Below are 26,439 nucleotides of genomic sequence, written 5' to 3'. Positions count from 1 at the left end.
CCGACACGGCGTCGTTACCCGGCTGAACTCCCGGTGTATCGGGACCACAGATACAAATCGCCAGCGAGCGAGTCAAGCATCTCCGATGACAAAGAGCACCGTGGGGGTTTTCGGGTTCGTCGGTGCGGCGATGCCGCGGGATCGGCTCGGTTCGTCGATGCGCCCGGTGGTCTCGACGCCGGTGTTGTCAGAGCTCTGTTGTTCAGTGCGGGGACATGCTCGTGTCCGGGTCGGGCCGGTTGAACGGTGCGTGTCCTCGGAAACGAGAGCGCAGGTAGTTGACGGCGAGGGGGAGTATCGAGAGTGCGACTACCGCGATGAGGATGATCTCGATGTGGTTGCGCACGAACGGGATTCCGCCGAGTAGGTAGCCGAGCATCGGTACACCGGCACCCCAGGTGAGGGCTCCGATGATGTTGTAGACGAGGAAGGTTCGATATTTCATCCCCGACGCACCGGCCATCACAGGTGCGAGCGTCCGGACGACGGGAACGAATCTGGCGAGAACGATCGTGCGGGCGCCATAGGTGTCGAAGAACGATTGCGCGCGCGCGAGTTGCGCAGGGCCGAGCCGTTTGGCGCCGGGTCGGTCGAAGACGGCGGGCCCGGCGGCGCGGCCGATCATGTATCCGCATTGGTCACCGAGCGCGGCTGCGATCGGTGCGGACACCAGGATCACCCACAGGGGAACGAACGGATCGGCCTGCGCGACAAGCACTCCAGCAGTGAAGAGCAGTGAGTCGCCGGGGAGGAAGAACCCGATCAGCAGACCGGTCTCGACGAACAACGCCACGAGCAGACCGATCAATCCGAATGTCCCAACGAGGGTGCTCGGGTCGAGAACACCGCCGGTCAGTCCCGATGTCATAGCGAGATCCTGTTCATGAGTAGTCGGGGTGGCGTCGACTCGGTGCCATCGCCGGCGGAGTCGAGACGATGCAGCGCATAGGAGCCGAGGGTGACCGCACCCGCCGCGAGGAGCGCGCCGGCACCGACATCGGTGAGCCAGTGGACGCCCAGGTACATCCGCGTGCACGCCACGGCAACGGTCAGCGTGACGGCAATGACGAGCATCAATGCTCGTACTGGTCTCGATCGCCGCGCACCGGCGATGAGCGCGAGCATCAACAGTAGGGAAGCGGTGCCGGTGACGTGCCCCGACGGGAACGAGGGATCGGTTTCGAGCATCATCTGGATCGACTGGGGTGGCCGCTCACGGCCGACGATCAGCTTCAACAGCGTGCACGCGATCGAAGCCGAGGCGACGGTCACCAGCAGCACCAGTGCCGGGCCGTACCGTTTCGTCCTCCACACCAAAACCACTGCGACGATCAGGCCCAGTGCGGCGGTCTCCGCGGGGCCACCGACCGTGGTGACGGCGACGGCGAGTTGGTCGAGTGTCGCACTGCGATGATCGACGAACCATCGAGCGACTGCGGTATCGGCGCCGGTCAGCCAGCCGTTGCTGTGTACTGCGACGGCGAGCACCAGAACGGCGAAGGCGTAACCGAGTGCGCCGAAGACCGTCGCTCCGGCCCTGTCGCGGCGCATGCGGAGCATGAGCCCGGCTGCGATGAGGCCTACTGCGATCACCAGCCCCGCGATCTCGACGTCGGCGGTTGCTGCTTCGGTGAACACTTCGGTGGCCGTGGCGTGTACGGCGGAGATCGATGAGGAAAGGAGCACGGGGATCAGTGTGCTGGGGAGCTGCTGAAGAACCGCTGAGAGCGAGTCTGGTATCTCGGCATGGGTCTGTTGTACTTGCCAGACTTATACGGACGGAGTTGTCGATGCGGGTACTGGTGGTCGAGGACGAAGTGCGCCTGGCGGAGATGCTGCGCCGCGGTCTGGTGGCCGATGGGTTCACTGTCGAGGTCGAACACGATGGTGACAACGGATTCCACAGTGCAGCGACTGGGGAGTTCGATGCGCTCGTTCTCGACATCATGCTGCCGGGCAAACACGGTTACGACATCGTGCGAGATCTTCGGGCGCAGGGGGTGTGGACACCGATCCTGATGCTCTCGGCGAAGGACGGCGAATACGATCTGGCCGATGCGTTCGATCTCGGCGCGGACGACTATCTGGTCAAGCCGTTCTCCTTCGTGGTGCTCGTTGCTCGCCTGCGCGCCCTGATGCGGAGGGGAGCTCCCGAGCGCCCCGCGGTGCTCACTGCCGGCGATCTGGAACTCGATCCCGCGCGCCACCGCGTCAGTCGAGGCGGTGCCGAACTAGCGCTCACCCCACGCGAGTACAGCGTGCTCGAGTTCTTGATGCGACGTAGCGGCACCGTGGTGACCAAGTCCGAGATCGTGCGGTCGGTGTGGGACGTCAACTACGACGGAGACGAGAACATCGTCGAGGTCTACATCGGCTATCTCCGCAAGAAGGTCGATCAACCGTTCGGGCTCAAGAGCATCGAGACCATCCGCGGGGTCGGATACCGCCTCACCGTCGCGGCGGCCGACTGAGCATTCTCGTTCTGCGGCACCGACACCCTCGCCGCTCGTGTACTGCACACCTGTTGTCCGGTGGCTTCTTTCGGCCGACAGGAGCCGTGTCGGCCGCTGGGGCGCGCCCTAGATGCCCGCGGCGTCGACCACGCTCGGCTGCGTCGACGCGGTGTCCGCGGCGGCCCACTGCTGATGCGGCGTCGGTGTCGTGAGAGTGAGATAGAAGAAGTCGCGTTGATCCGGGGCCAGGTAGCGGTCGGGCCTGTTCTGGACTCCCGGCAAGATCGTCGTCGGTGTCAACGTTCCGGTGTGATCGACTGTCCAGGAGTTGAACTCGGTCAGCCCCGTGTGAATGTCGAGCTCCATCCCGGTCACCGCTCCGGCGTCCACGAGCGCCTGCGCCAGGGTGGAAAGGTCGACTCTCGACGCCGCTACATACACGAGGTCGCCGTTCGCGGTGGTCCCCAGCGCAGACCGCTCGGTGTACTGCAGTTGATTCTTCGCGCTGCCCCAGCGGCTGTCGGCGTTCGAGTGCAAACCCTCGGCGATCGAGCCGTGGTCGACGATCAGCGGTAAATTCTGTCGCACGGCCACGATGTGCGGGTCCACCGCCGCACCGCTCGTCCAGTCGACGACGCTCAGGTGCCCCGAGTCGTCGACCACTGCCGAGGCCTGGCCGTTCATCAGGTCCTGCCGCGCCGCACCGTTCGAGAAGTAGCCTCCTGCCAGATCTTTCATTTTCCAGCCGGAGTTGAACGCAGCCACCAGATTCGGTACCTCGGAACCGGGTACCGACGCGGCGGCGTTGTCGTCGGTGCGGGGTTGGCTCGTGCCGTCGACGAGGTGAGCGATCGTCGCCGAACCGGAGACGATCGCGACTCCGGCGACCGCGCTGCGATGGGCCGGGTCCGGCTGGTAGTGCGAGAGGTAGGCGACGGGTGCTCCATCGGCTCCCGCGCGCCCGGGTGTCCATGTCGGAGCCGGTGACCCTGTGACTGTCGGAAGAACGGGGAGAGTGGCGAACGATGTCGGGGTGCCGCCGGGAATGTCTGTGGCCGAGGTGAAGCCGGACAGATCGGGTGGAGTGTCCGACGGTGGGCTCGCGTAGCGCCAGTTCTCGTATGCGTTGAGCATCGGAGCGCCGCCGTGGTCGCGGATCCACGACGATGTCTTGTCGTTCCAGCTGGCATAGCCCGGGGTCATCAGTGCCCGCACGTAGGACACCGAGGCAAGGGTGAGCACGATCAGCGCTGCCGCCGCGAGAAGCTTCCAGATCTTCACCTCGCGGGGAGAAATCTGTTGTCCGGGAATGTTTTCCGGCGGTGTCGAGCGAGTCGGTGCGAGCATAGGGGGTATCTCCTGCCAGAAGTGATCCGGTACATCTCGATCATGCGCGGACGACGCTGAAGGAACACTGAAAACGATTCGTACGCAACAGGGTTGGTAGACAAAAGGGCAGCGCCCGTTGGCCTGAGGGCCTACGGGCGCTGCGGGGGTGAAGCGACGAAATTACTGTCCGGGGGCGTCGGCGATATCACCGGCCTCGGGCAGGTCCACCGAGCCCGGTGCATCGGGGGTGTCGCCCGCTTCCTGCTTGTCGACAGCCCCGGGTGCGTCGGGTGTGTCGCCGGCCTCGGGTACGTCTGCTGCGCCGGGTGCGTCGGGTGTGTCGCCGGCCTCGGGTACGTCGACAGCCCCGGGTGCGTCGGGTGTGTCACCCGCTTCGGGAGTGTCGACGACGCTGCTGTGCGAGGCTGTGGGCTGTTCGAGGGTCTGTGCGGCTGCGATGCCACCGCCGATGGATGCTCCGGCCAGCACGACGGCGGCGACCGCAACGATCCTGTTCTTGATGTTCACGAGGGTTCCTTCGGTTGTCGGATGCACATCTGATTGCGTGCGGTACAACTCCGAATATGCTCGACTGCTCCTGAAGGATCCCTGTGGACAGCTGAGAAGGAGTTCAACACCCCGCGGCTGATCGCAGTCACGCTGCATCGTAGGAGACCTCTGGCGTTGCTCGACCGCGCGCCGGAAAGGTGGACGAGCAGTTCGGTCGCAGTGGGGCGGCGAGCTCCAGGGTCCGCGACGAGGGGGGTTCGCCGAATCGATCGACGGCCCAGCAGTTCTCGGCTGCGGCCCTGATCACGGTGTTCGGTCACGGTGTTCGGTCGCGGTGGGTGGGTGAAGGCTCCGACGACGTTCGGGGGTGAAGTAACTGCGGCGACGGTGCCCTCGGTGCCTCCGGCACTCGTACACCCGGGAATCGAGCGTGGAGGCAATCGAGTTGACGATGGAGCTCGTAGAGAATTGTGCGTTGGACACGCGCATCGTCGGCATACCAACGGCGAGAGGATGTTCGGCCGACCTCCCAGGCCGTCCGGGCCATCGTCTCGGCTCGTTCGATTCGCGTCGAGATCACGACGATCTCGGCGTGCAACATGGTGATGAACACGCGTGCTTGTTCATGGTCGGCCGTATCGGTCATCGACCCTCGTCTTGAGATCGGCCACGGTGAGTCGAGGGGCCCCGCGGCGGGTGCCTGGAATCGGTCGACAGGCCCCCGGTCGTACGCGGTCGGTGTGCCGGCGGATATCGGTAGTGCGACGGCCCAGCACAGTCGGTGCCGGGCCGTCGGTTTGCAGGGGGGCGTGCCCGGACTATCGGTACGTGGTCGGGCATGCTGCCGCGGTTCTCGCGGTGTACGTGACGATCGCGCGGTGCTCCGCGTGGCCCGGCGTCCTGATAGTGCGGTGATGTCGGTCGTGCGGTGTCATGCGCTGTGCGCTGTGTCGGTGGTCTCGGAGCTGTCGGTGGCGGTGTCGAGGACATCGGCGCGGGAGATGCTCAGATACGCCACCGATCCGACGATGGCGGCGGTGAACACCGCGGTGACGACGCTCGGTCCCAGTCCGAGGCCGCCCACGGTCTTGTCTTGCGTGAGATAGTCACCGATCGATGCGCCGAGGGGGCGGGTGACAATGTAGGCGATCCAGAACGCGAGGACGGCATTGAGTCGTAGCCCGTAGTGCGCGGCGGTGACCACCGCGATGATCGCCGCGAACACAGATGCCGATGTCAGGTATCCCAGTGCGAGCTGCTCGGCGACCAGATCGCCCGCGGCGGTGCCCAACGCGAAGGTGAACAGGATCGCCAGCCAGTAGAACCCTTCACGGCGCCGGGTTCTGATGCTGTGGATCGACAGTGTTCCTTCGCTGATGTACCACGCGGCGAAGGTCAGGATCAGGCCGGCAGCGAAGAATCCGGTGCTGATGGCGAGGGGCACTCCGAAGTTGTCGGTGAGGTTGTCGGTGATCAACGTGCCGGCGATGCTGATCAGGATGACCACCAGCCAGTAGACCCACGGTACGTACCGGCGCAGTGTGAATTGGTAGATCAGGGCTGCGGCCAGCACTACACCGACGACGACGGTGGTTCCGGTCAAGCCGAACCCGAGATCGACGTTGAGTGCATCGGCGGCGGTCTCTCCGACGGTGGTACCGAGGATCTTGATGATCCAGAAGTAGAGCGTCACTTCGGGGACTTTGCTGGCCAGCATGCGCGTGGTGGTCGTGGTCATGGTCGTGGACTCTGGCAGATCGTTCCTGAAGAGACGCTGAAGAGCAGATGCTTCTCACGAGGGGACACGGGACACTGACCTGATGCACTCGACCCTCGATCTGTTGCGACCACGTTCGTGGACCGTCCGCGTGCGCTCGGCGGTGGCATCGACGGTGGTTGTCGCCGTCTGCCTCGTCATCGCCGGCGGTGCGCTCCTCGGGGTCCTGTACAACTCGCTCGAGAACTCCGCTCGATCTGCTGCCGCTGCCCGCGGCTTGCAGGTCGCCGAACAGCTCGAATCCGACACCGCAGCGCAGATCGACGACTCGTTGCTGGCCACGGACGGGCAGATCGGCATCATTCAGGTCATCGACGGATCGGGGACGGTACGAGCGCAGTCCCGAGGTGATGGCGCTGCGCCTGTCACGACCGAGCAGGTTGCCCCGGCCGCGACCCGTGATCTGGGCCGAGTGTCCTACGGTGAGGTCGGCGACTTCTGGGTTACCGCACAGGGAGCGACATCGCCCTCCGGGCCGGTGACGGTGGTGGTCGGGGCCGACCGTGAACCGGTGGAAAACGTCGTGTCCACAGTGGCGATCCTGCTCACCGTCGTCGGTCCCATCGTGATTGCCCTGGTCGCGTTCGCGACGTACCGCCTCGTCGGTGCGGCATTGAGCCCGGTCGAACGGATCAGGTCCAGGGTGGCGTCGATTTCCAGTCGCCAACTCGACGAACGTATTCCCGTACCCGAAACCCGCGACGAGATCGCCCGCCTGGCACAGACGATGAACGCGATGCTCGAACGCTTGCAGGTCGGACAACGAGCGCAGCAACGATTCGTCAGCGACGCATCACACGAACTACGAAGTCCGTTGTCCACGATCACCGCAGCTCTCGAACTCGCATCGTCGCGGCCCGACCTTCTCGATGAGGCGATGATCGACGAGTCCTTGCTTCCGGAAGCGCGCCGAATGCGTCGACTGATCGAGGATCTGCTGCTTCTGGCACGGTCGGACGAGACCGGTCTGCCCGTCGCGGCGGTAGATGTCGATCTCGACGACCTGCTGTACGAGGAGGGCAAACGTATCGAGGCCGTGTCCGAGGTACTGGTGGAGTCGTCGATCGTGCCCGTTCGGGTGACCGGTGACCCCAGCGCGCTGGGCAGGGTGGTGCGCAACCTCGCCGACAACGCCGTCCGCCACGCCCGGACCCGCATCATTGTGTCCTGCGCCGAATCGGCAGGACACGCCATCATCCGGATCGACGACGACGGGCCGGGGATACCGCAGTCCGAGCGCGCGAAAGTGTTCGACCGTTTCGTGCGCCTGGACTCCTCACGAACACGTGATGAAGGCGGCACAGGGCTGGGACTGTCCATCGTCGCAGGCACTGTCGCCGCGCACGGAGGGACGGTGGCGGTGTCGCAGTCGCCGGCCGGCGGTGCCCGGTTCGAGATCCGCCTTCCGCTGAACCGCTGAGCGCGCGTTCTCAGCGGTTCTTCAACAAGCAGATGTCAGTCTCTGATCTGCCGCGCCGGCGGTGGCCCGCACGGGTGGGCATTTTCTGCGACTGGACAAGGACTCTCGATGACCGCTTCGGACGACCCGCCCACGACAGGCCGATCCGCGCTGCGGGTCGCGCGCAAACTTCCCCACATCACGGCATCGTTCTGGGTGGTGAAAATACTCGCCACCACCCTCGGCGAGACCGGCGGGGATCTGCTCGCTCAGACCCTGCACGTGGGGTACCTCGTCGCTACCGTCGTCTTCGCGGCACTGTTCCTGATCGCGGTGATCTTCCAGCTACGAGCCCGGCGCTACCACCCGGCCCTGTTCTGGACGGTCATCGCGTTGACCAGCACCGCGGGCACGACGTTGTCGGATCTTCTCAACCGCACAGGCGGACTGGGCTACACCGGCGGAGCGGTCCTGCTCACCACAGGTCTGGTGGTGGTGTTCCTACTGTGGTGGCGCAGCGGACAGACCCTCGACGTGGAGAACATCGCCACCGCACGCGGCGAAACTCTGTACTGGATCGCGATCTTGTTCTCCAACAGCCTCGGTACCTCGAGTGGCGACTTCCTCGCCGACAGTCTCGGATTGGGGTTCCGCACCAGCGCACTGATCCTGCTCGCGGTCATGATCGCGCTACTCGCAGCCCATTACCTGACCTCCGTCAATGGCATCGCCCTGTTCTGGATCGCGTTCGTTCTCACCCGCCCCCTCGGCGCTACCGGCGGCGACTTCCTGAGCAAGCCCACCGACCACGGCGGATTGGGATGGGGAACTCAATGGACCTCCGCTGTAGTGCTGACCGTGCTCGTCGGCTTCGTCGTCGCCGAGGCGATCCGTGTCCGCAACGGCCCTGTCGATACTCTCCCCGCCCCGACCCACCGACGGACCGGGGAACCGCAGAAAGCCAACGGCGAGCTCCTGCCCGACCCTGCGTGAGGGCCGCACGTTCCTTGCGCCGATCCTCTTACCCAACCCCCTATACGGGCGTTCTCCGTGCGGGCAGGCCGGTGCTGGGACAGCATGGGACCGGACAAGGCGGCCTCGGAGTCACCTGTGAAAGGACGTCATGTCGATGATCGACATACCTGTCCTCTACGGCCCGGTGCGCGCCGCCCTGCTCGGGCTCGGAGTGGTGGCATTGCTGGTGCTCGCGCTCGGCCGGGGGCGCCGCTGGTGGTGTCGCCGATTACCGGCAGCGTTGCTCATCGGGGCGGGAGTGTCAGCGATCCTGATGGTGTCGGTCGACGTTCTCTGGCGACCGTTCCCCGATCCTCTTCCGGTGGTTGCGGTGCTCTGGACCGGGCTCGGTGCAGCGGCGTTGGCGATGGCGTTGCTGCGTCCAGCGCGGGTGCGGATGAAGGTGCTGTCACTGGTTGCTGTGGCCTGTGTGGTGATCAGCGGCGCTGCACAGGTGAACAACCACTTCGGTGCATACCCGACCGTGCGGACCGCCCTCGGGCTGAACCTGGCCTCGCAAGTGGATTTCTCCCGGGTACCAGGAACGACACCGACGCTGACGAACGCGCAACCCGGAGTGCCACTGAGCCGCAATTGGTCACCGCCGACGTCGATGCCCAGCACAGGGATCGTGTCCACGGCGAGCATCCCGGGGCTGGTGTCGGGATTCCGAGCTCGGGAAGCGTGGATCTACCTGCCACCGGCGTATCTCAGTGTTCCGCGCGCGCAGCTACCGGTGCTGGTCCTGGTCCCCGGGCAACCGGGAACACCGCGAGACTGGTTCGACGGCGGCAGATTGGATGCCGTACTGGACTCCTACGCCGCCGCGAACGCCGGTCTCGCCCCCGTCGTCGTGGTGGCCGATCCACTCGGCAGCAGGCTCGCTCAGACCCTCTGCGTGGACTCTCCTGCCGGTCACGCCTTCACCTACCTGTCCGTGGACGTCCCCGCCTGGATCCGCTCCACACTCCAGATCGATCCCGACCCTCGCCACTGGGCTGTGGGCGGTATGTCGGCCGGAGGAACGTGCGCACTGCAGCTCGCCGTCAACGCCCCGGCCGTGTATCCCACGTTCCTCGATATTTCCGGGCAGGACGAACCGACAGTGGGAACCCGTCGACAGACGGTGGACCAGTTCTTCGGCGGTGACCCCGTCGCCTTCGCCGCGGTGAACCCCCTCGACGTCCTCGCGCGCACACGATTGCCCGACACCGCCGGAACCATCGTCGCCGGTAGCACGGACCGGACGTACGGCCCGCAGGCACAACGAGTACTGGCCGCGACCACCGCTGCCGGGGTGGACGTGCGCTACCTCGAACTCCCGGGAGGACACAGCTGGAGCGTGTGGGGACCGGGGCTCTCGCAGTCGTTGCCGTGGCTGGGAACCCGGTTGGGATTGACGCCATGACCCGGCGCTGGCCCCTGGACCGGATGGACTCGACGGGCGGCGAGTACCACAGGGCGGCGAAAAGATTCGGAGATCTTGTAGGACCCGGGCGAGCTGTCGGCTCGCGATGCGATCGGAACCGCGCGAGGACCACTCGTGCGCGGTCCGCAACGAGGAGGACCTGAGATCGTGAAGCACTCGATACCACACAGCACCCGGGTAAAGGAGCGCGCGGTGAACTTCACCGCCGCCGCCAGATCCGCCGTACGAGCGTTACCCCGGTACACAGCCTCGGCAGGAGCGTTCCTGCGCGAGAACATAGTTCGTGCGCCGGCGAGCGCACTGTTCGTCCTCGTGATGTGGGCGGCGGCGATCGCGACGTCGAGTGTCGGGCACGGCCCGAGCCCATCGGTGTTGGCTCAGGTCGGTGTCGGGACCGAGTCACTGCGGCAGGGCCGAGTGTGGACACTGCTCTCGGCCGGTCTGTGGTCGCCGAGCCTGACCGGGTATCTGCTTGCGACGCTTCTGGTGCTGCTCGTCGCTGCACCGCTCGAGAAGCGACTCCGAACGCCGCGATGGGTGGCGGCCGCGGTGCTGACACAACTGGGTGGAACGGCCGGCGGGGTGCTGTTCACCTCGATCACCGAGCGTATCGGCCTGCGATGGGCCTCGACGTTGCACAGTGGTGTCGCGGTAAGTCCGACCACGTGGATCGTCGGGGTGCTCATGGCGTCGACGGTGTCGATGAGCACGTTGTGGCGGTGGCGGGTGCGGGTGGTGACGGTGACGTTGTTGATCACCCTGGTGCTCTTCGGTGGTCACCTGCAAGACGTCATCCGGCTCGTGGCGGCAGCGATCGGGTTGAGCGTCGGCCCGCTGCTGCTCGGTCGGCCGACGCGGCGTCAACCGATGGTGGGAACGCAACGAGAGGGTCGTCTGCTCATTGCACTCGTGGTCGCGGCCAGCGCAATCGGTCCGATCCTGGCCGCACTCTCCCCGAATGCGATCGGCCCGTTCGCCGGGTTGAAAGATGTCTTCGGCGGATCCGAGGCCACAGTGGGCGATATCCGCGCACTGTGCGCGGCAGGAGGGGATCCCCAAGAATGCAGGGAAGGGCTTGCTGCACTGAGGCTTTCCGGGATCGGCCCCACACTGTTGGCGATCATGCCGACGGTGTTCGTCCTGGCGGTAGCGGACGGGCTCCGGCGTGGTCGGCGCGGTGCCTGGTGGACCGCCGTAATCGCTCAGGCGGTGCTGATCGGGTTGGCCGTGCTCAACGTGGTGCTGCGCTACATCGACAGTGTCACACCGGGTTCGGTGTTCTACGGCCTGGACGAGACATCGCAGATCGCGAGATCGGCGATACCGGTACTGACTCCGATCGTCATTGTGGCGTTGTTGCTGTGGTCGCGTGGATTGTTCGATGCTGCCGCGCCGTCGGGAACGTACCGCCGGTTCGGGTACGCGGCGGCGGTGACAGTGGCAACCCTGTTCGTGGTCTTCGTCGGTGCCGGCTGGCTTGCACGGGCAGGGTTCGACCCGGTGGCCACACCGACCGCGCTCATCGCCGAATTTCCCAACCGTCTCATCCCACCGGTGGACCTGCAGTGGCTCGACCCACGCCTACTACCCACGAACACGCCAGCGACGCTGCTCTTCGAGTGGACAGGAGTGGTGTTCTGGCTCGTGCTGACCGTCGCCATGTTCCGAACCTTCACCAAACCCGCCTACACAGTCGACTCCGGTGATGTCGTCCGCGCCCGCGAAATCCTGCGGTCCTTCGGCGGGGGATCACTGTCGTGGATGACCACGTGGCCGGGGAACCAGTACTGGTTCGACGACTCGGGCACGGGCTTCATCGCATATCGGGTGATCGGCCGTGTCGCTGTCACCACCGGCAGCCCGGTGTGTCCCCCGGGCGATCTGCGCGCAACGCTGCTCGGATTCGCGGACTTCTGCGTCGGGAACGGCTGGACACCGTGCCTGTATTCGGTGTCGGGCGAGGTTCGTTCGGTCACCGACACGCTCGGGTGGTCGAGTGTGCAGGTCGCCCAGGAGGCGGTCCTGAACTTGTCGACCCTGGCGTTCACCGGGAAGAAGTTTCAGGACGTGCGTACAGCACTCAACCGCGCCGGGAAAGCTGCTGTGCACGCCGAATGGCTCTCCTACCCGGACGCACCCTTCGCGATCACCGACCAGATCGCGGCCATCTCCGAAGAATGGATGACCGACAAAGGCATGCCCGAGATGGGGTTCACCCTCGGTGGACTCAACGAACTCGACGACCGCGATGTCCGCTGCCTCATTGCCGTGGACGAGCACCGCACGGTGCACGCTGTCACCTCCTGGATGCCCGTCTATCGCGACGGCATCGTGGTGGGGTGGACGATGGACTTCATGCGCCGACGCGCCGACGGTTTCCGGCCGGCCATCGAGTTCTTGATCGCTTCGGCTGCGATGATGGTCAAAGACGAAGGCGCACAGTTCCTCAGCCTTTCCGGTGCTCCGCTGGCACATGCGGTGACTGCTGCATCATCGGATTCACCGGCCACAGGGGTGATGGATCGATCCCTGGACCTGCTCGGGCGAACTCTCGAACCGGTGTACGGCTTTCGATCACTGCTCGCGTTCAAATCCAAATTCCAACCCGAATACAGCCCGATGTACATGGCGTTCCCCGATCCAGCAGCGTTGGCGAGCATCGGCAGTGCAATCACCAAGGCGTATCTGCCGGAGCTGTCCACAAGGCAAAGTGTTCGCCTGGTGACCGCATTGCTTCGGCGATCCTGAGGTGTGTCGCCGTCGCCACCACCTGCATCCACCACGGCAACGGCCGCGACATCCGGCACACCGCATCCGCAGGATGCTCGGCTAGGCACACCGAACGCAGAGATCGCGTCGGTTCACGGAATCGACCGAGTCATCCTGTGGCCCCGGTTCCTCTGACAGTCTCGTGTCGAGACGGCTCTACGGTGTCGTTCGGTCCGGTGAGTGCAACGACAACGCTATCCGTGGGCACAATTCGACGGCCTTGCGTGCATCACCCAGTGATCTCGATCGCACAACAGGCGCAGGGCTCGCTGAAAGCGGATATCCCCACTCGTCGCGGGAGAGGATCTCGGGGAGCAATTCGGTGCACAGGCCCCGGCCGTCGCAGCGCGTCCAGTCGATGTGAAGCTGCATGTCGGATGTTCGGTCGGTTCTCATCGGTTTCCCCAGAGAGCTCTCGCTTCGCAGTGGCCGGTGCTGTGCAGGCGCACGTCGTCGGCGAATGCGGTCAAGGCCGACCGGACGAGCCGTACGGTTCCGTCGGGATGGTGGCATGCACCGCGCCCGTCGACGAGCCCGGCATATCGGTGGATCTCGTTCAGCGTCTGTTCACCGGGACGGTGGTAGGCGAGGTCGCCGAACACCGATGCCAGCCGGGGGAGCCCGTTCAGGCAAGGCCCGCATTGACCGGCGCTTTCCCGTGCAAGGTAGTCGACGATGTCGGCCGTGGCACGAAGACCGCAGGTGTCGACTGCAAGCGCGTGTACCACTCCCGCTCCCGGACTTGCGCCTATCGCGGCGAGTGATTCTTTCGAGAGGCGTCGCCCTGCGAGGTCCGCTCGGTTGATCCAGGTTCCGTGATAACCGCCGACCAGGACAGCGCGAGTGTGGTCTATGTCTGCTCGTCCGATATCGCCGACAACCCACTCGAGTCGGCTTCCGATCGGTACCTCGACAACGCCGGGGTTGTGCACCGCACCGGACAACGTCACGAGCATCGTTCCAGGTTCGCTGGCAGTTCCGGACGCTCGGAACCAGTCGACGCCGAATCGCGCAATGGTGGCGACGTGCGCGAGAGTCTCGACATTGTGCACGAGAGTCGGGCGCCCCTTCACTCCCGATTTCGATGACGATGTCAGCGAGGATCGCGGAATCGGCGGCTTCCCCTCGACCGCCGCGATCAGAGCCGTTTTCTCCCCGGATACGAAGCGTCCGGCGGACGCGACGACATGGACATCGGTGCGATCCCAACGACTGTGTCGCCGTTCGGCGATGGCGTTGCGCAACCGTTCGGCATGCGAGGCGGGTACGACCAGGAATGCATCCGTGGCGCGCACTGCGGCCGCGGCAATCGAGAGGCCGTCGAGAACGAGATGCGGTGAATCGGACAGTAGGACAGCGTCTTTGCTGCTCAGCGGTTCGCCCTCGGATCCGTTCGCGATCATTACCGGGCGGCGACCGGTGATGGCGGCCATCTTCGCCCCGGCCGAAAAACCTGCGCCACCGCGCCCGGCCAGGCCGGAACGTGAGACAGCCGCGATGACCGAATCATCGCCCGCAGGCACCGGCCCGAACATGTGCGCATGTCGGTCGAGGTCGAACGCGGCACCGGACAAAATGTGAGTGAGGCTCGAGGTCGTCATCGCTGTGCTCCTGCTCGGGTGTGGTGAAATTCGAGGAAGTCGTGGCGGAGTCGGAACGTCGTCGCGGCTGTCACCAGTGCCGCGCACACTGCAGCAATGGAGAGGAACCATGCGTGTCCGACGTCGGTTCCGTTGCCCAGGGCATGGGCGAGGGCAATCGGCCACAGGGCGTACGTCGACCAGTGGACGACTCGAAATGTTTTGTGCCCCAGTCGGTGCTTCAGTAGAGCGGTGGCGACGACGACGATGATCAGATCCACGGCGAGGGTGCCGAGGCCGAGCCAGAACGGCCGGTACTGCCCGAGAAACGGGACCACCGAGTCGATGACGTTCAGCTGTGCGTAGGGATCGAAGAACAGTGAACCGACGTGGATCGCGATGAGCAGCGACCCCAACAGGGACGTGTTCTTGTGGAGTTCCACGACGCCGAATCGTGGGAGCGTCAGGATCGGTCTCCCCGATCGCGTCACCATTCCCGATGCCATGGAGAGGGTGAGTAGCACCAACGCCGCGATGCCTGTTCCCCGTCCGAGTGCCCACAATGCCTGATCCATCAGTGCTCCTCGGTGATCGGATGTCCGATGTGGGCACTGTTATGGGGCCATCCGGGTGTCAGTGTCGTGTCGCCGTCGGCGTCGATCATTCGGGCGGGAAGGCCGTTGTCTGTCAGCCATCGAACGGCCGACGGGCCTTTCACGATGGCGGCGGTACTGGCCGTGTTTGCCAGAAAGCAGCTCTGTGCGACGACGGTGACTGTGCACCAGTATGGGTCGGCAGGAACTAAGAGTTGCGGGTCGAGGATGTGGTGAGCAGTCTTTCCGCCTTTCGACCATCGCCTCCGCAGGGTGCTCGACGTGGCAACTCCGACGCCCGATCCGATGGTGATCGTCGTCGATGGTTGGTTGTCGCCGTCGGACACTCGAATATGCCATCCCGTGCTCGGTTGCGGACCGCTCGTCGAGATGTCACCTCCGAGAGAGACGAGAACTCCGCAGCCGAGTTCGGACGCGACGAGTGCCGCGCAGCGGTCGGCTGCCAGCGCTTTCGCGGTCGCTCCCAGGTCCAGTACAACGCCCTCCGGAACCGTGAGCACGCCGTCGTGCAGGGTCACCATCGTCCAGTCGGCGCGGCGTACGAACGACACGGGTGTGGAGGAACCCTCGGATGGTGGTTCGAGCAGTGAGAAGTCCCGGTCGTAGCCCAGCTCGATCATCGCCGAGCCGAGCGTCGGGTCCACTGCACCGTCGGTGAATTCGGCTGCCTGTAGCGACGCGTGCACGAAGTCGGCGAGTACGGCACCGACGGGGGCGGGCCGGATATGTGAGCCGGCCAGGTTCATGACATCGGAATCGGGCCGGAACCTGCTGCATGCGCGATCGACCGCGTCGAGTTCGCTGCGCACCATCGATTCCGCAGCCTCGAGCGACATCGGGTCGGTCACGACGAGATGAGCGTCGGTGCTCCATATCTGCCAACGGGACTCGGCTACCGAGTCATTGTCGGCGACAGTACTCATGAGCCGTGGGTGGTGCTGTGTGGTGTTCCGGATCCCGACGAGACACGTGGCGAGGTGCCGAATGGGTTCGTGGTGGTGCTGGTTCCGTTGGCTGATTGCTTAGTCGAGGTCGTATCCGAGACAGTCGCTGCGTTGGCTGTACCGGTGTTCTGGGTATCGAAGAATGCCAGTGTCGAGGTTCCGATCACGACGGCGACCCCGATTCCTGCCACTGCCGCAGTGGCGATACGCGTTCTACGAAAGCCGGATTCCGGTGTAGTCATGCGAGGCCTTTCCGATATCGGCCCGCGTGGTCGAGGGCCTCGAGATCCAGAGTGTGCGAGTTTGCTGGGAAGACGCTGTGCGTGCGCTGCAACTCGGGTACGAACTTTCCTGGACGATCGATCGCGAACCTTGTGTGTTCTGCGGAGGTCGACCAGTCGATGGACTTGGCTTCATAGTGCCCACAGGGTGCTGAAAGAGCGCTGAGAGTGGTCCGACCCAGCGCCGTTCTAGCCCATCCCGTTCATCCTCAAGGGACCTTCAGCAACACGCGAGTAAGGCTTCTTATAGGGGGTTTGGTGGTATCTCGGTCGGCCGCTCTTCGCTGCGTCGATGCGCGGCCTCGGTGACGACGCTAATCTGGATACTACCGATCATGTAGTAGTTGATGAACTGTTCTGAGAGGGTTCACATGGGCGACGACGTGTTGGCGTTGACGACACCACAGCTCGATATCTGGCATGCCCAGCAGCTGTCGCCGGACATCCCCTTCGTGATCGCCTACTATGTCGAATTGACCGGCAGCGTCGATGTCGATGCGCTGCTGAGCAGTGGCCTGCGGGCCCACACCGAGTATTCGTCGGCTCCGATGCGCATTGTCGATGCCGCCGGTCGTCCCAGTCAGACCTTCGCTGGCAGCGTCCGTGATGCGGCTCAGACGGTCGACCTTCGCGGCGTCGAGCATCCACGGGAGGCTGCCCTGCAGTGGATGGAGCGGGACTGCCGAAGCCCGTTCCCACTCGACGGCTGCTTGGTCCGGCTCCGGCTCTTCCGCCTGTCCGACGATCATGTCCTGTGGTACACCTGCGCCCACCACATCTCGCTGGATGGATACGCCTCGGTCCGAGTACTCGAGCGCGGCGCAGCGATCTACACCGCCGTGATGGCCGGCGAAGAACCAGCGCCCCACGATGCGACGTCACCGGCGGCGTTCGTGGAGGAAGACCGACAGTATCAAGGGTCGGCGCGGGCACGACGAGACCGTGACTTCTGGCGCGCATCGGCACTCGAACACTCCCGTACCGGGGTGTTGTCGCTCGCGGGCAGTGCTGCACCGCAACCGATGTCGATGACCGCAGGCGGTGTCGCCGCATCGAGCCAGCACGCTGTCCCGAACGTCACCGATACCGCCGTCTGCGACCTCGAGTTGTTCCTGCCGGACGAACCACCCACCGCATCGACCGGGGCCGCAGCGACTTCGAGCATGACTCTGATCGACGCATTCGACGCTGCGGTGCGGAACGCGGGAGAGCGGACTGCGGTCGACGACGGAGACACAGTATTGACATATCTCGAACTGAACGAGCGTGTCGACGACCTGGCGGGGAGGTTGACAGAGCGGGGGGCCGGACCGGAAGCTGCGATCGCAGTGTGTATATCACGATCCATCGCGTCAGTCATCGCGTTCTGGGCGGTCGCTCGCGTGGGTGCGGTCTACGTGCCGATCGACCCGAAACTGCCCGATAGCCGGGCCGACTACATCCTGCGGGACAGCCGCGCTGTCCTCGGGCTCAGGTCGAGTGCAGAACCCGCCTGGACGGGCGGCGGAATCGACTGGCTCGACATCGGCGTCGCCGGCAGCGACGAAACCCGGCGTCGACCGGCGACGCGCAAGGCTTCGCTATCGAATGCGGCGTACGTGATCTACACCTCGGGTTCGACCGGTGAGCCGAAAGGCGTCGTCGTCACCCACGAGGGCATCGGAGCATTGGTGCAGCAGATCGAGGTGAGCTATGGTCTCGATGCCTCGTCGAGAGTCTGCCATCTCACCTCGCCAGGATTCGACACCGCCATCGTCGAACACCTTGCATCAGCGGCAGCAGGGGCGACCCTGGTCATCGCCCCGCCGCAGGCATACGCGGGCCCCGAGCTGACGCAACTGCTCGCGCGCCGCCACCTCACGCATCTGCTGATCACGCCATCTGCGTTGGTGACACTGGGTTACTCCGACCTCACCGACATCGAGACGATCATCATCGGAGGCGAATCGGCACCGCGAGACGTCGTCGCCGCATGGTCCCCAGGGCGTCGGTTACTCAACGCGTATGGCCCCACCGAAACCACATGCAGCGTCACCATGACCGATGCCCTGGTCGCCGGAGAGGCAATCGGTATCGGAACCGCCATGGTGGGAACTGAAATCCACCTCCTCGACCGGACCCTGCGACCGGTTCCGACCGGGGCGGTCGGTGAGGTCTACATAGCGACCACCGGAATCGCACGGGGATACGGCAACCGGGCCGCCGCCACCGCATCGAGATTCGTGGCAGACCCGCTCGGCGGAGCCGGTCGACGACTGTTTCGCAGCGGCGACATGGCACGAGCGAGATCCGACGGCTCCCTGGCGTTCGTCGGAAGGACCGACGACCAAGTCAAGATCCGTGGCAATCGCATCGAACTCGGTGAAATCGATGCCGCACTCCGGACGCACCCCCGAGTCACGGCGGCTGCATCCACCACCCGCCGTACCCACAGTGGTGACCTACGCATCGACGGATACATCGTCTGCGACGGAGCGCAGCCGCTCGATCCGCAGGAGGTTCGAGGTTTTCTCGCGAACATACTTCCGGGATCTGCAGTTCCCGCGACCATCACGGTGCTCGAGTCGATACCGCTGACCGTCAACCGCAAACTCGACCGAACTGCGCTACCGGAGCCGAAGCGCGACGTCGCAATCGGTGTGGACACAGAACCCGGGAGCTGTACAGAAGATGCTGTTGCGCGGGCATTCAAGGATGTTCTCGGCCTTACGGTCATCGACATGCATGCATCGTTCTTCGCCCTGGGCGGCGACTCCCTCACTGCAACCGGAGTGATCGCACGCCTGAACACCGAACTCGGTGTCGACATCGGGATACGAGACCTGGTGGATGCAGGATCGGTACGGGCACTCTCGACATTTATCGAGGCGCATCCAGCCGATCGGCCCCGCCCAGGGCGTCCGGTGCCGGGCGCAGCGGAGAGCATTGCGGTGATCCCACTGGCACCGCAGCAAATGCACATCGACCGCGCAGCACAGCTGCCGCTGTACAACCTTCCGTTCGCCGCGGAGATCACCGGACCGTTCGACACCTCCGCGGCCGAAGCAGCCTTCGTCGATGTGCTCGTCAGACATCGGAGCTTGCGCACCATCTACCCGGATTCACCGTGGGGTCCGCGGCAAGTCGTTGTCGACGATCCAGCGCGGATGCAGTCCGTTCTCGGTATCACTGCGTTCGATCCGCGCGCGGTCGACGAGGTCCTCGCCGCACCGTTCGATGTTCGCGGTGAGCTTCCGATTCGGGCGACACTGTTCGAGAAGGCACCGGGCATCCACGTTCTTGCGTGCTCGGTGCACCACATCGCAGCAGACGGTTGGTCCCTCCGGCTGCTGGCGCAGGATTTTTTTGTCGCCTATCGAGCTCGTCTATCGGGACGCGCACCGGGCTGGGCGGAGATGCCGCTGCAGTACACCGACTTCAGCGTGTGGGCAGCGCAGCGCCCGGGGGTGCCGGATCTCGACTTCTGGAGCCGAGAATTCGAAGGCTTTGCTTTCGGTACTGCTGTCGAGACCGACCGACCCAGATCCTCGTCGTGGGACTTCACCGGCGACAGAATCGACCTGCAGCTGGCCGTCGACATCACCGACGGGCTCGACCGGGTCGCCCGCGCCAATGGAACCGGCCGGTTCACCGTTCTGCGGGCCGGTCTCCTGGTGCTTCTCGCCCGTGCGAGCGGCACGAGCGATCTCGTCATTGGGACGCCGATTGCCGGTCGCACAGATCCGGGGCTGGAAACGATCGTCGGTACGTTCGTCAATACTCTTGCGATCCGATCCGATATCGCCGCAGCGACGACGTTCGAGGACGTCATCGCCGTTGCGCATGCGAGCGAAGTACGCGCACTGGATCATGCGAGCGTCTCGTTCGAGACGGTCGCAGCACATATCGACCCAGGACCGCACCTCGGGCGGCATCCGCTCTTCCAGGTTGCGCTCTCGTTGGATGTGTTCACCGACTCGCACTTCGATCTCGGCGCCACGCATGTCGACATCACGCCCCGACCGTTGGACATCGCGAAATGTGATCTGCACTTTCACCTCGTCGAGCGACGCGACGTCGTCGGCCGGATGATCGGGATGGACGTCGGAATCGTCTACCCGACAGCATTGTTCGACCGAGACACGGTGCAATCGTTGGGGGAACTCTACGAGCGAACTCTTCGACAGATGATCACCGGCCCGGGAGCGCCGTGGTCGACAGCAGCTTGAATAATACTACAAAGCTTGTAGTATCAGGTGGTGGCCGTGTGGTGTGCACGCCCGGACAGTAGGAGATCCGTGTGTCGACGATCAATGGCCTGCCCGCTCATATTCTGCTGGTGCACTTCATCGTGGTGCTCGCCCCGCTCACCGCACTGCTCGCCATCGTGGCGAGTATCTGGGCTCCGGTGCGCCGCAGGCTCGTCTGGCTCATCGCGGTGCTCGCGGTCCTCACGCTCGTCCTGACGCCGCTGACCACCGACGCGGGGGAATGGCTCGAGAAGCGAGTTCCGGAGGGGGCCTCGGTGCAGACGCACACCGAACTCGGCGACTCGATGCTCTACTTCGCGCTGGGCATGGTGCTTATTGCTGCGATGCTCGTGGCGCAGCACGTTCGGGAGCGCCGTGGGACGCGGCCGGTCCGGTGGCAATCGATCGCTGTCGCCGTACTCGCTGTCGTGGTCGGAGTGGCCACGATGGTGCAGGTGTATCGGATCGGAGAATCCGGGGCACGCGCGGCGTGGGAGGACGCAGTGTCCTCTGCACCCGCACCAGTCGATCCTGGTAAGTGACGACGAGTGCCTGACCGGTGACCATCGGAGAACGGTGATCGGTACGGACCCGAACAAGAGGCGAATATGACAGACCCAGTGCCCGGCGGACACGAGGCCGAACCCCACGGCGATGTCGGGGGACGATTGAACTGGCTCCGCGCGGGAGTTCTGGGGGCCAACGACGGTATCGTCTCCGTTGCCGGATTGGTGGTGGGAGTCGCGGCCGCAACCGCAGAACGCGCACCTGTGCTCACTGCCGGTACCGCAGGCCTTGTTGCCGGCGCGGTGTCGATGGCACTGGGGGAATACGTCTCGGTGAGCACTCAGCGCGACACCGAACGATCCTTACTCGACAAAGAACGCCGAGAACTGGACGAAGAACCCGAGCAGGAACTCGCAGAGCTCATGGCGATGTACGAGGACAAAGGCTTGTCACCGAAGACTGCCCGGATCGTTGCAGAGGAACTGACCGCCCAGGACCCGTTCTCAGCTCACGTCGATATCGAACTGGGAATAGATCCGGACGCGTTGACGAGCCCGTGGCAGGCCGCTCTCTCATCGGCGATCGCGTTCGTCACTGGTGCACTACTACCGCTTCTTGCGATCGTGCTGCTTCCGGCGCCGATTCGAATCGCTGTGACGTTCGCGGTGGTCGTTGTAGCTCTGGCCGCGACCGGAACGATCAGCGCATGGCTCGGGGGAGCCCCGCGCCGGCCCGCGGTGACGCGAATAGTGACCGGCGGGGCAATCGCCATGATCATCACCTACGGCATCGGGCAGCTGGCCGGCGTCGCGGGAATCTGACGTACGCCTTCCGGTGGGGGGGAGTTCCTCAACGAAAGACAGAGGTCGGGTTCTCGCCGACTTCCGGAACGATCACGTCCTGCGCTACGTCGAGCAACCCCAGTGAGATCGCCGCAAAAGCCGCGATCGACACCAGCGCGGCGACCACGACCGAACGGCGCGCAGGCGCAGGCGCAGGCGCGGTCAGAGCGCGGACACGGCGTACGACGTCGCCGCCGGTGCTCGACAACGAAGTCGAGTGCCGCGCCAGGTGGGCGCGGAGCAATACCGTCTTGGCCACGGCCGACATGGCTGCATGTCGGTCGTACCGCGCAGCCCACTCGTCTGCGTGGCGTTCGGCCGCGTGGCGGACGTGGCCGACGACGGGGCGAAGCACCGGGTCGAACTGTGCTGCGAGCTCGACCGTCTGCGTGAAGAAGGTGTGCCGGAAGCGAAGGTGCGCGCGTTCGTGCTCGATCACCGCAGTGAGTTCGGCATCCGACAGGGCCGCGACGAGCGCTGTCGTGATCACCACTGCGCCGCCACCGGAGGCGACGGCGAAGGCGTCGGGCTCGGTCGATTCGACGAGGACGGTTCCGCCGCGCACATCGGCCTCGGCTGCGAACTTCGCAGCATCTCGTGAGCTGGCGACGACGCGAACGATGTGTCCGGCGGCCAGTGCGAGCCTGTAGACGACCCACCCGATCATCCCGAAGCCGGCGGCAACTGCAATGGCAGGTTGTGAGGCGATCAGCACCGATGCCAGCGACGTCGTGGACGCCGCGACAGCGAAGGCCGTCACTGCCGCCAGGACAGGGATGATCGTCACCGTTGCCCGTGGTGATGCATCGTCGTCGACCGGGCCACAGTATGTTCTCAATGCGATCGACATGATCCACGGCAACGCGGCAAGGACGAGCAACAGCATCATGTTCGGTGGTCCGTGTTCCGCGCGGAACCTTCCGAGAGCAGCTTCCGGAGGACGAACTCGTCTTCCGGATCGAGGGAGGCAACGAAGTTGGCGAGAACGTCGGCTCGCTCAGCTCGCGTATCGAGTTCGGTCCGCATCCGCATCGCTGCTCGTAAGGCCGGTAGCTCGTCGACGGGAGCGCGGAGGGTGTAGACGTACGATCGTCCGCGTCGTTCCCGGTCGACGAGCCTCTTGCCGTGTAATCGCCCCAGCGCCGTCATCACTGTCGTATGCGCGAGATCGGATCCAAGTAACTCCCGAGCCTCTGACACCGCCAACTGATGATGCTCACCGAGCAATCGAAGGATCGACTCCTCCAACTGTCCGGATCCTCTACGCACGGCGTCGACCTCACTCTTGGATGCCGTTCCAGGATATGCCACCGAGAACGACCCTTGGGGACAGGCTGTACGTACCTACAGAGTCGACGCACGTCCCGACCGCCGTCGTGCTGAGCCCGCATCCGGTCCTGGGGTTCGACTGTCTGGGGATGACGCAGCTGCGTGCTTGTCGGACGGCTGCGTCTCCGGCTCCGTAGTCGTACACATCTCTCGGCATCTCGACGGGATCCGCACGTCATTCACCGCCTGGTCGGTGGCGCGGCGAGAAGGACGCGGATCTGTCCGTCGAGATCTACAGCCGAGCACGAGGGAACGCGCCGACGGTGGCAGCAGCGAACTTCGGTACGCACAAAGAAAGTCCCTGCATGAGTGGTCGATACAGGGATTCGGATGTCTTTCGATCCGCCGACAGGCGTGCGTCGACCGGGCTCCTTGTCGCGCTCGCCAGGTCACCAAATCTGTGTATTCCTACAAAAGTCCGCGACGATGCGCGTTCGAGTGTGAAGTCGGGGCGTGCAGCGATTCGGGCCACCGATGTCGATGCCAGGTCGATGGATACACGTTAATCGCCGGGAACGTCGACACGACTTCGACTGCACCGCTCCGGTGACCTGTATTCGCCCCTGACAGCAGCCGCTCGCCCTGTCGAAATATACGGGGAGGGGGTATGGTGCAAGCCATCCCGTCATATACCCCCTGGGGGTATGTTACCAAGAATGCAAACGAAGGGGCATCGTGATAACCACGAACTACCGAGTCACCGGCATGACGTGCGGGCACTGCGAAGCATCGGTACGCGAAGAAGTCAGCGCCGTCGTCGGGGTCGACACGGTCGAAGTATCTGCAGCTGCGGGAACGCTGACGGTGACCAGTACCGACGAGCCCGACCACGTTCGGGTCATCGCCGCCGTCCACGAGGCCGGATACACAGCCGAACCGCAACCCGCGGATTCACGCACCGCGTAGCCGTTCGACCTTGTTTCGAGAGAAGGATCTACCGCGATGAACAACCACACACAGTCCGACGCTGGCGGAGCCGAGACGGCGGACACTCAACCGGGCCACGATGCATCCGGACACAGCGCAGCCCACTCCGCACACGGCGAGAAGGAACACGAGGGCCATACCGGGCACGGTGGCCATGCCGGTCACGGCGATCACGTCGGCATGTTCCGTCGCCTGTTCTGGATCATGCTGGTCCTCGCCGTTCCGGTGATCGTGGCATCGAACATGTTTGCGATGCTTCTCGGATACTCGCTGCCGGACGCGTCGTGGATCGCCTGGGTCTCCCCGGTACTGGGCACCGTGATGTACGCCTGGGGCGGTTCCCCGTTCCTCACCGGCGCAATCGGCGAAATCCGTTCCCGTGCACCGGGAATGATGCTGCTCATCGCCCTCGCGATCACCGTCGCATTCGCCTCGTCGATGGGCGCGAGCCTCGGCCTGCTCGATCATCAGCTCGACTTCTGGTGGGAACTGGCGCTGCTGATCGTGATCATGCTGCTCGGGCACTGGATCGAAATGCGATCCCTCGCGCAGACCACCTCCGCCTTGGACTCACTGGCGGCGCTGCTCCCGGACACCGCCGAACGCGTCGACGGCGACGATGTGGTGCCGGTGTCCCCGGCCGAGCTGCAGCGCGGTGATGTCGTTGTCGTGCGCCCCGGCGGCCGAGTACCGGCGGACGGCACCATCGTCTCCGGATCGGCGAGCATCGACGAATCGATGATCACCGGGGAATCACGCACCGTCCGCCGCAGCGACGGCGATCAAGTCGTCGCCGGCACTGTCGCCACCGACTCAGGTCTGCGCGTCCAGGTCACTGCAGTAGGGGAGGACACCGCCCTCGCCGGCATCGGCCGCTTGGTCGCCGACGCCCAGAACTCGACCTCGCGCGCTCAGCGCATCGCGGACACCGCCGCTGGCTGGCTGTTCTGGTTCGCTCTCGGTGCCGCGATCATCACCGCTGCGGTGTGGACTCTGGTCGGGATGCCCGACGACGCCGTCATCCGCACCATCACCGTGCTGGTCATCGCCTGCCCGCACGCACTCGGACTGGCGATTCCGCTGGTGGTCTCCATCGCCACCGAACGCGCAGCCCGCGGCGGTGTTCTGGTCAAGGACCGGCTCGCACTCGAAACAATGCGCACGGTGGACACCGTGCTGTTCGACAAGACCGGGACCCTCACCAAGGGTGAACCCACCGTCACCGCAGTCGAGGTGACCGGCGGGCGCACCGCCGACAACGTTCTCGCGCTGGCCGCTGCCGCAGAAGCAGATTCCGAACATCCCCTGGCTCGTGCCATCGTCGAGGCCGCACGCGCGCGGAACCTGACGGTCCCGGTGGCCGCCGGCTTTCAGTCGTCCCCCGCTGTCGGGGTCGCAGCCGACGTCGACGGCGTCCGGATCCAGGTCGGCGGGCCGGCACTGCTCGAGCAGGAACACGGATCCGAACTCGCTGTCGCCGACCGGTGGCGCGGGGACGGGGCGATCATCCTGCACGTCCTCGCCGACGGGGCCGTGATCGGTGCCCTCGCGCTCGCCGATGAGATCCGGTCCGAGTCACGCACTGCGGTAGACGCGCTGCACGCGCGCGGAATCGCGGTCGTGATGATCACCGGTGATGCCGATGCCGTCGCGAAGTCCGTCGCCACCGAGCTCGGTGTGGACCGCTACTTCGCCGGGGTGAAACCGGAAGACAAGTCGCACAACGTCGCTGAACTCCAGAGCGAAGGCCGTACGGTGGCGATGGTCGGCGACGGAGTCAACGACGCACCGGCTCTTGCGCAGGCCGATGTCGGTATCGCGATCGGGGCGGGTACCGACGTCGCGATCGCATCGGCCGGAGTGATCCTCGCCAGCGACGACCCGAGGTCGGTGTTGTCGGTGATCGAACTCTCGCGCGCCTCGTACCGAAAGATGAAGCAAAACCTCTGGTGGGCAGCGGGATACAACCTCATCTCGGTTCCGCTCGCGGCAGGAGTGCTCGCGCCGGTCGGGTTCGTGCTGCCGATGTCGATCGGCGCGATCCTGATGTCGCTGTCGACGATCATCGTCGCTGCGAACGCACAATTACTGCGTCGACTCGACCTCACGCCCGACACCATCACCGGAGCGGTGAACGAGGGGAGTTCCAACCCTCCGTCGCAGCGCACACCGTCACTGTGAGAGCTGATCTCGTACCGGGAACGCAGCCCTGACAATTGTGGAACGTTGATGGCCGCACCTTCTCCGCCGGAGAGGATGCGGCCATCGTTGTCTATAGCGGGCCGGGTCAGCCGAGCAGCCGCTGCATGGTGTCGATTTCCTGCTGCTGGGTGGCGACGATGGTGCGGGCCATCTCCAGGGCGTCAGGATTGGAACCGTCTGCGATTTCGGTGTTGGCCATCTCGATGGCGCCGGTGTGGTGGGCGATCATCATCGTCAACCACTGGCGGTCGAATTCCGGTCCCGACGCTGCCATCAACGCGTCCATGTCCTGAGCGGTCATCAT

The 26,439-nt window shown here is 64.8% G+C and carries 24 protein-coding genes; 10 read left to right on the top strand and 14 right to left on the bottom strand.

The annotated features are described in order from the left end of the window. Positions 1-202 precede the first annotated feature (202 nt). Both ACIGGF_RS17260 and ACIGGF_RS17255 read right to left on the bottom strand, forming a co-directional pair. The gene (locus ACIGGF_RS17260) at positions 203-868 is read right to left on the bottom strand and encodes a DedA family protein (RefSeq protein WP_397522458.1); all 666 of its coding nucleotides are present in this window, start codon (positions 866-868) and stop codon (positions 203-205) included. Beyond that, a complete protein-coding gene (locus tag ACIGGF_RS17255) occupies positions 865-1,686 on the bottom strand; it encodes a phosphatase PAP2 family protein (protein ID WP_397522457.1) in 822 nt (273 codons plus the stop codon). Before ACIGGF_RS17255 ends, ACIGGF_RS17260 begins: the two co-directional genes overlap by 4 nt. Positions 1,687-1,790: 104 nt before the next feature. Here ACIGGF_RS17255 and ACIGGF_RS17250 point away from each other — a divergent pair, with 104 nt between their 5' ends. After that, positions 1,791-2,471, top strand: a complete 681-nt coding sequence (locus ACIGGF_RS17250) for a response regulator transcription factor (RefSeq protein WP_030537361.1) — start codon at positions 1,791-1,793, stop codon at positions 2,469-2,471. A gap of 108 nt (positions 2,472-2,579) precedes the next feature. Here ACIGGF_RS17250 and ACIGGF_RS17245 read toward each other — a convergent pair whose 3' ends face one another. The 4 genes from ACIGGF_RS17245 to ACIGGF_RS17230 all read right to left on the bottom strand — a co-directional run bounded on the left by ACIGGF_RS17245 (position 2,580) and on the right by ACIGGF_RS17230 (position 6,030). Then, positions 2,580-3,800 (bottom strand): phosphodiester glycosidase family protein, encoded by a 1,221-nt coding sequence (locus ACIGGF_RS17245; protein ID WP_397522456.1) that lies wholly within the window; start codon positions 3,798-3,800, stop codon positions 2,580-2,582. A gap of 162 nt (positions 3,801-3,962) precedes the next feature. Continuing rightward, positions 3,963-4,310 carry a hypothetical protein gene (locus ACIGGF_RS17240; RefSeq protein ID WP_397522455.1) on the bottom strand — a complete coding sequence of 116 codons (348 nt, stop codon included), beginning with the start codon at positions 4,308-4,310 and terminating at the stop codon, positions 3,963-3,965. A gap of 298 nt (positions 4,311-4,608) precedes the next feature. Beyond that, positions 4,609-4,938 carry a hypothetical protein gene (locus ACIGGF_RS17235; RefSeq protein ID WP_397522454.1) on the bottom strand — a complete coding sequence of 110 codons (330 nt, stop codon included), beginning with the start codon at positions 4,936-4,938 and terminating at the stop codon, positions 4,609-4,611. A 285-nt stretch (positions 4,939-5,223) separates the two neighbouring features. Further along, positions 5,224-6,030, bottom strand: coding sequence for a hypothetical protein (locus ACIGGF_RS17230; RefSeq protein ID WP_397522453.1), 807 nt, complete (start codon positions 6,028-6,030; stop codon positions 5,224-5,226). Between the two features lie 82 nt (positions 6,031-6,112). On the opposite strand from ACIGGF_RS17230, the gene ACIGGF_RS17225 reads away from it, so the two are divergent. The 4 genes from ACIGGF_RS17225 to ACIGGF_RS17210 all read left to right on the top strand — a co-directional run bounded on the left by ACIGGF_RS17225 (position 6,113) and on the right by ACIGGF_RS17210 (position 12,659). After that, a complete protein-coding gene (locus ACIGGF_RS17225; protein ID WP_397522452.1) occupies positions 6,113-7,489 on the top strand; it encodes an ATP-binding protein in 1,377 nt (458 codons plus the stop codon). A gap of 108 nt (positions 7,490-7,597) precedes the next feature. Then, complete coding sequence (locus tag ACIGGF_RS17220) at positions 7,598-8,461, top strand: hypothetical protein (RefSeq protein WP_051649567.1); 864 nt, start codon at positions 7,598-7,600, stop codon at positions 8,459-8,461. Between the two features lie 136 nt (positions 8,462-8,597). Further along, positions 8,598-9,890, top strand: coding sequence for an alpha/beta hydrolase (locus ACIGGF_RS17215; protein WP_397522451.1), 1,293 nt, complete (start codon positions 8,598-8,600; stop codon positions 9,888-9,890). Between the two features lie 213 nt (positions 9,891-10,103). After that, positions 10,104-12,659, top strand: coding sequence for a bifunctional lysylphosphatidylglycerol flippase/synthetase MprF (locus ACIGGF_RS17210; protein ID WP_225320206.1), 2,556 nt, complete (start codon positions 10,104-10,106; stop codon positions 12,657-12,659). A gap of 177 nt (positions 12,660-12,836) precedes the next feature. Here ACIGGF_RS17210 and ACIGGF_RS17205 read toward each other — a convergent pair whose 3' ends face one another. From ACIGGF_RS17205 to ACIGGF_RS17185, 5 genes are read right to left on the bottom strand one after another with little or no spacing between them, the layout of a single operon-like run. Continuing rightward, positions 12,837-13,052 (bottom strand): ferredoxin, encoded by a 216-nt coding sequence (locus ACIGGF_RS17205; RefSeq protein ID WP_350493625.1) that lies wholly within the window; start codon positions 13,050-13,052, stop codon positions 12,837-12,839. Positions 13,053-13,072: 20 nt separating this feature from the next. Continuing rightward, positions 13,073-14,281, bottom strand: a complete 1,209-nt coding sequence (locus tag ACIGGF_RS17200) for an NADH-ubiquinone oxidoreductase-F iron-sulfur binding region domain-containing protein (protein ID WP_397522450.1) — start codon at positions 14,279-14,281, stop codon at positions 13,073-13,075. Continuing rightward, the gene (locus tag ACIGGF_RS17195) at positions 14,278-14,835 is read right to left on the bottom strand and encodes a ferric reductase-like transmembrane domain-containing protein (protein ID WP_030537372.1); all 558 of its coding nucleotides are present in this window, start codon (positions 14,833-14,835) and stop codon (positions 14,278-14,280) included. The genes ACIGGF_RS17200 and ACIGGF_RS17195 overlap by 4 nt, the downstream gene beginning before the upstream one ends. Next, entirely contained in the window at positions 14,835-15,797 is a 963-nt protein-coding gene (locus ACIGGF_RS17190) for an FAD:protein FMN transferase (RefSeq protein WP_030537373.1), read from the bottom strand. Before ACIGGF_RS17190 ends, ACIGGF_RS17195 begins: the two co-directional genes overlap by 1 nt. Next, positions 15,794-16,060 (bottom strand): hypothetical protein, encoded by a 267-nt coding sequence (locus ACIGGF_RS17185; protein WP_030537374.1) that lies wholly within the window; start codon positions 16,058-16,060, stop codon positions 15,794-15,796. Before ACIGGF_RS17185 ends, ACIGGF_RS17190 begins: the two co-directional genes overlap by 4 nt. A gap of 410 nt (positions 16,061-16,470) precedes the next feature. Here ACIGGF_RS17185 and ACIGGF_RS17180 point away from each other — a divergent pair, with 410 nt between their 5' ends. From ACIGGF_RS17180 to ACIGGF_RS17170, 3 genes are all read left to right on the top strand, one after another. Further along, positions 16,471-20,307 (top strand): amino acid adenylation domain-containing protein, encoded by a 3,837-nt coding sequence (locus tag ACIGGF_RS17180; RefSeq protein WP_397522449.1) that lies wholly within the window; start codon positions 16,471-16,473, stop codon positions 20,305-20,307. Positions 20,308-20,378: 71 nt separating this feature from the next. Beyond that, positions 20,379-20,870 carry a DUF2231 domain-containing protein gene (locus ACIGGF_RS17175; protein WP_116057241.1) on the top strand — a complete coding sequence of 164 codons (492 nt, stop codon included), beginning with the start codon at positions 20,379-20,381 and terminating at the stop codon, positions 20,868-20,870. Between the two features lie 66 nt (positions 20,871-20,936). Further along, positions 20,937-21,656, top strand: a complete 720-nt coding sequence (locus tag ACIGGF_RS17170; protein WP_116057242.1) for a VIT family protein — start codon at positions 20,937-20,939, stop codon at positions 21,654-21,656. Positions 21,657-21,684: 28 nt separating this feature from the next. Here the strand turns inward: ACIGGF_RS17170 and ACIGGF_RS17165 are convergent, their stop codons facing one another. Next, positions 21,685-22,566 carry a M56 family metallopeptidase gene (locus ACIGGF_RS17165; RefSeq protein WP_397522448.1) on the bottom strand — a complete coding sequence of 294 codons (882 nt, stop codon included), beginning with the start codon at positions 22,564-22,566 and terminating at the stop codon, positions 21,685-21,687. Continuing rightward, positions 22,563-22,988, bottom strand: coding sequence for a BlaI/MecI/CopY family transcriptional regulator (locus tag ACIGGF_RS17160; RefSeq protein WP_397522447.1), 426 nt, complete (start codon positions 22,986-22,988; stop codon positions 22,563-22,565). The genes ACIGGF_RS17165 and ACIGGF_RS17160 overlap by 4 nt, the downstream gene beginning before the upstream one ends. Before the next feature lie 693 nt (positions 22,989-23,681). Here ACIGGF_RS17160 and ACIGGF_RS17155 point away from each other — a divergent pair. Both ACIGGF_RS17155 and ACIGGF_RS17150 read left to right on the top strand, forming a co-directional pair. Continuing rightward, positions 23,682-23,912 carry a heavy-metal-associated domain-containing protein gene (locus ACIGGF_RS17155; protein ID WP_003943444.1) on the top strand — a complete coding sequence of 77 codons (231 nt, stop codon included), beginning with the start codon at positions 23,682-23,684 and terminating at the stop codon, positions 23,910-23,912. A 36-nt stretch (positions 23,913-23,948) separates the two neighbouring features. Next, the gene (locus tag ACIGGF_RS17150) at positions 23,949-26,114 is read left to right on the top strand and encodes a heavy metal translocating P-type ATPase (protein WP_397522446.1); all 2,166 of its coding nucleotides are present in this window, start codon (positions 23,949-23,951) and stop codon (positions 26,112-26,114) included. 106 nt (positions 26,115-26,220) lie between these two features. On the opposite strand, the gene ACIGGF_RS17145 is transcribed toward ACIGGF_RS17150, so the two are convergent. Continuing rightward, positions 26,221-26,439: DUF305 domain-containing protein (locus tag ACIGGF_RS17145; RefSeq protein ID WP_397522445.1), on the bottom strand; the 219-nt coding region annotated here is incomplete at its 5' end.

It is taken from the genome of Rhodococcus sp. NPDC078407 (assembly GCF_044542515.1).
Taxonomy (GTDB): Bacteria; Actinomycetota; Actinomycetes; order Mycobacteriales; family Mycobacteriaceae; genus Rhodococcoides.
The sequence above is the reverse complement of the archived record's forward strand: the minus strand, read 5'-3'. Positions and strand labels throughout refer to the sequence as shown.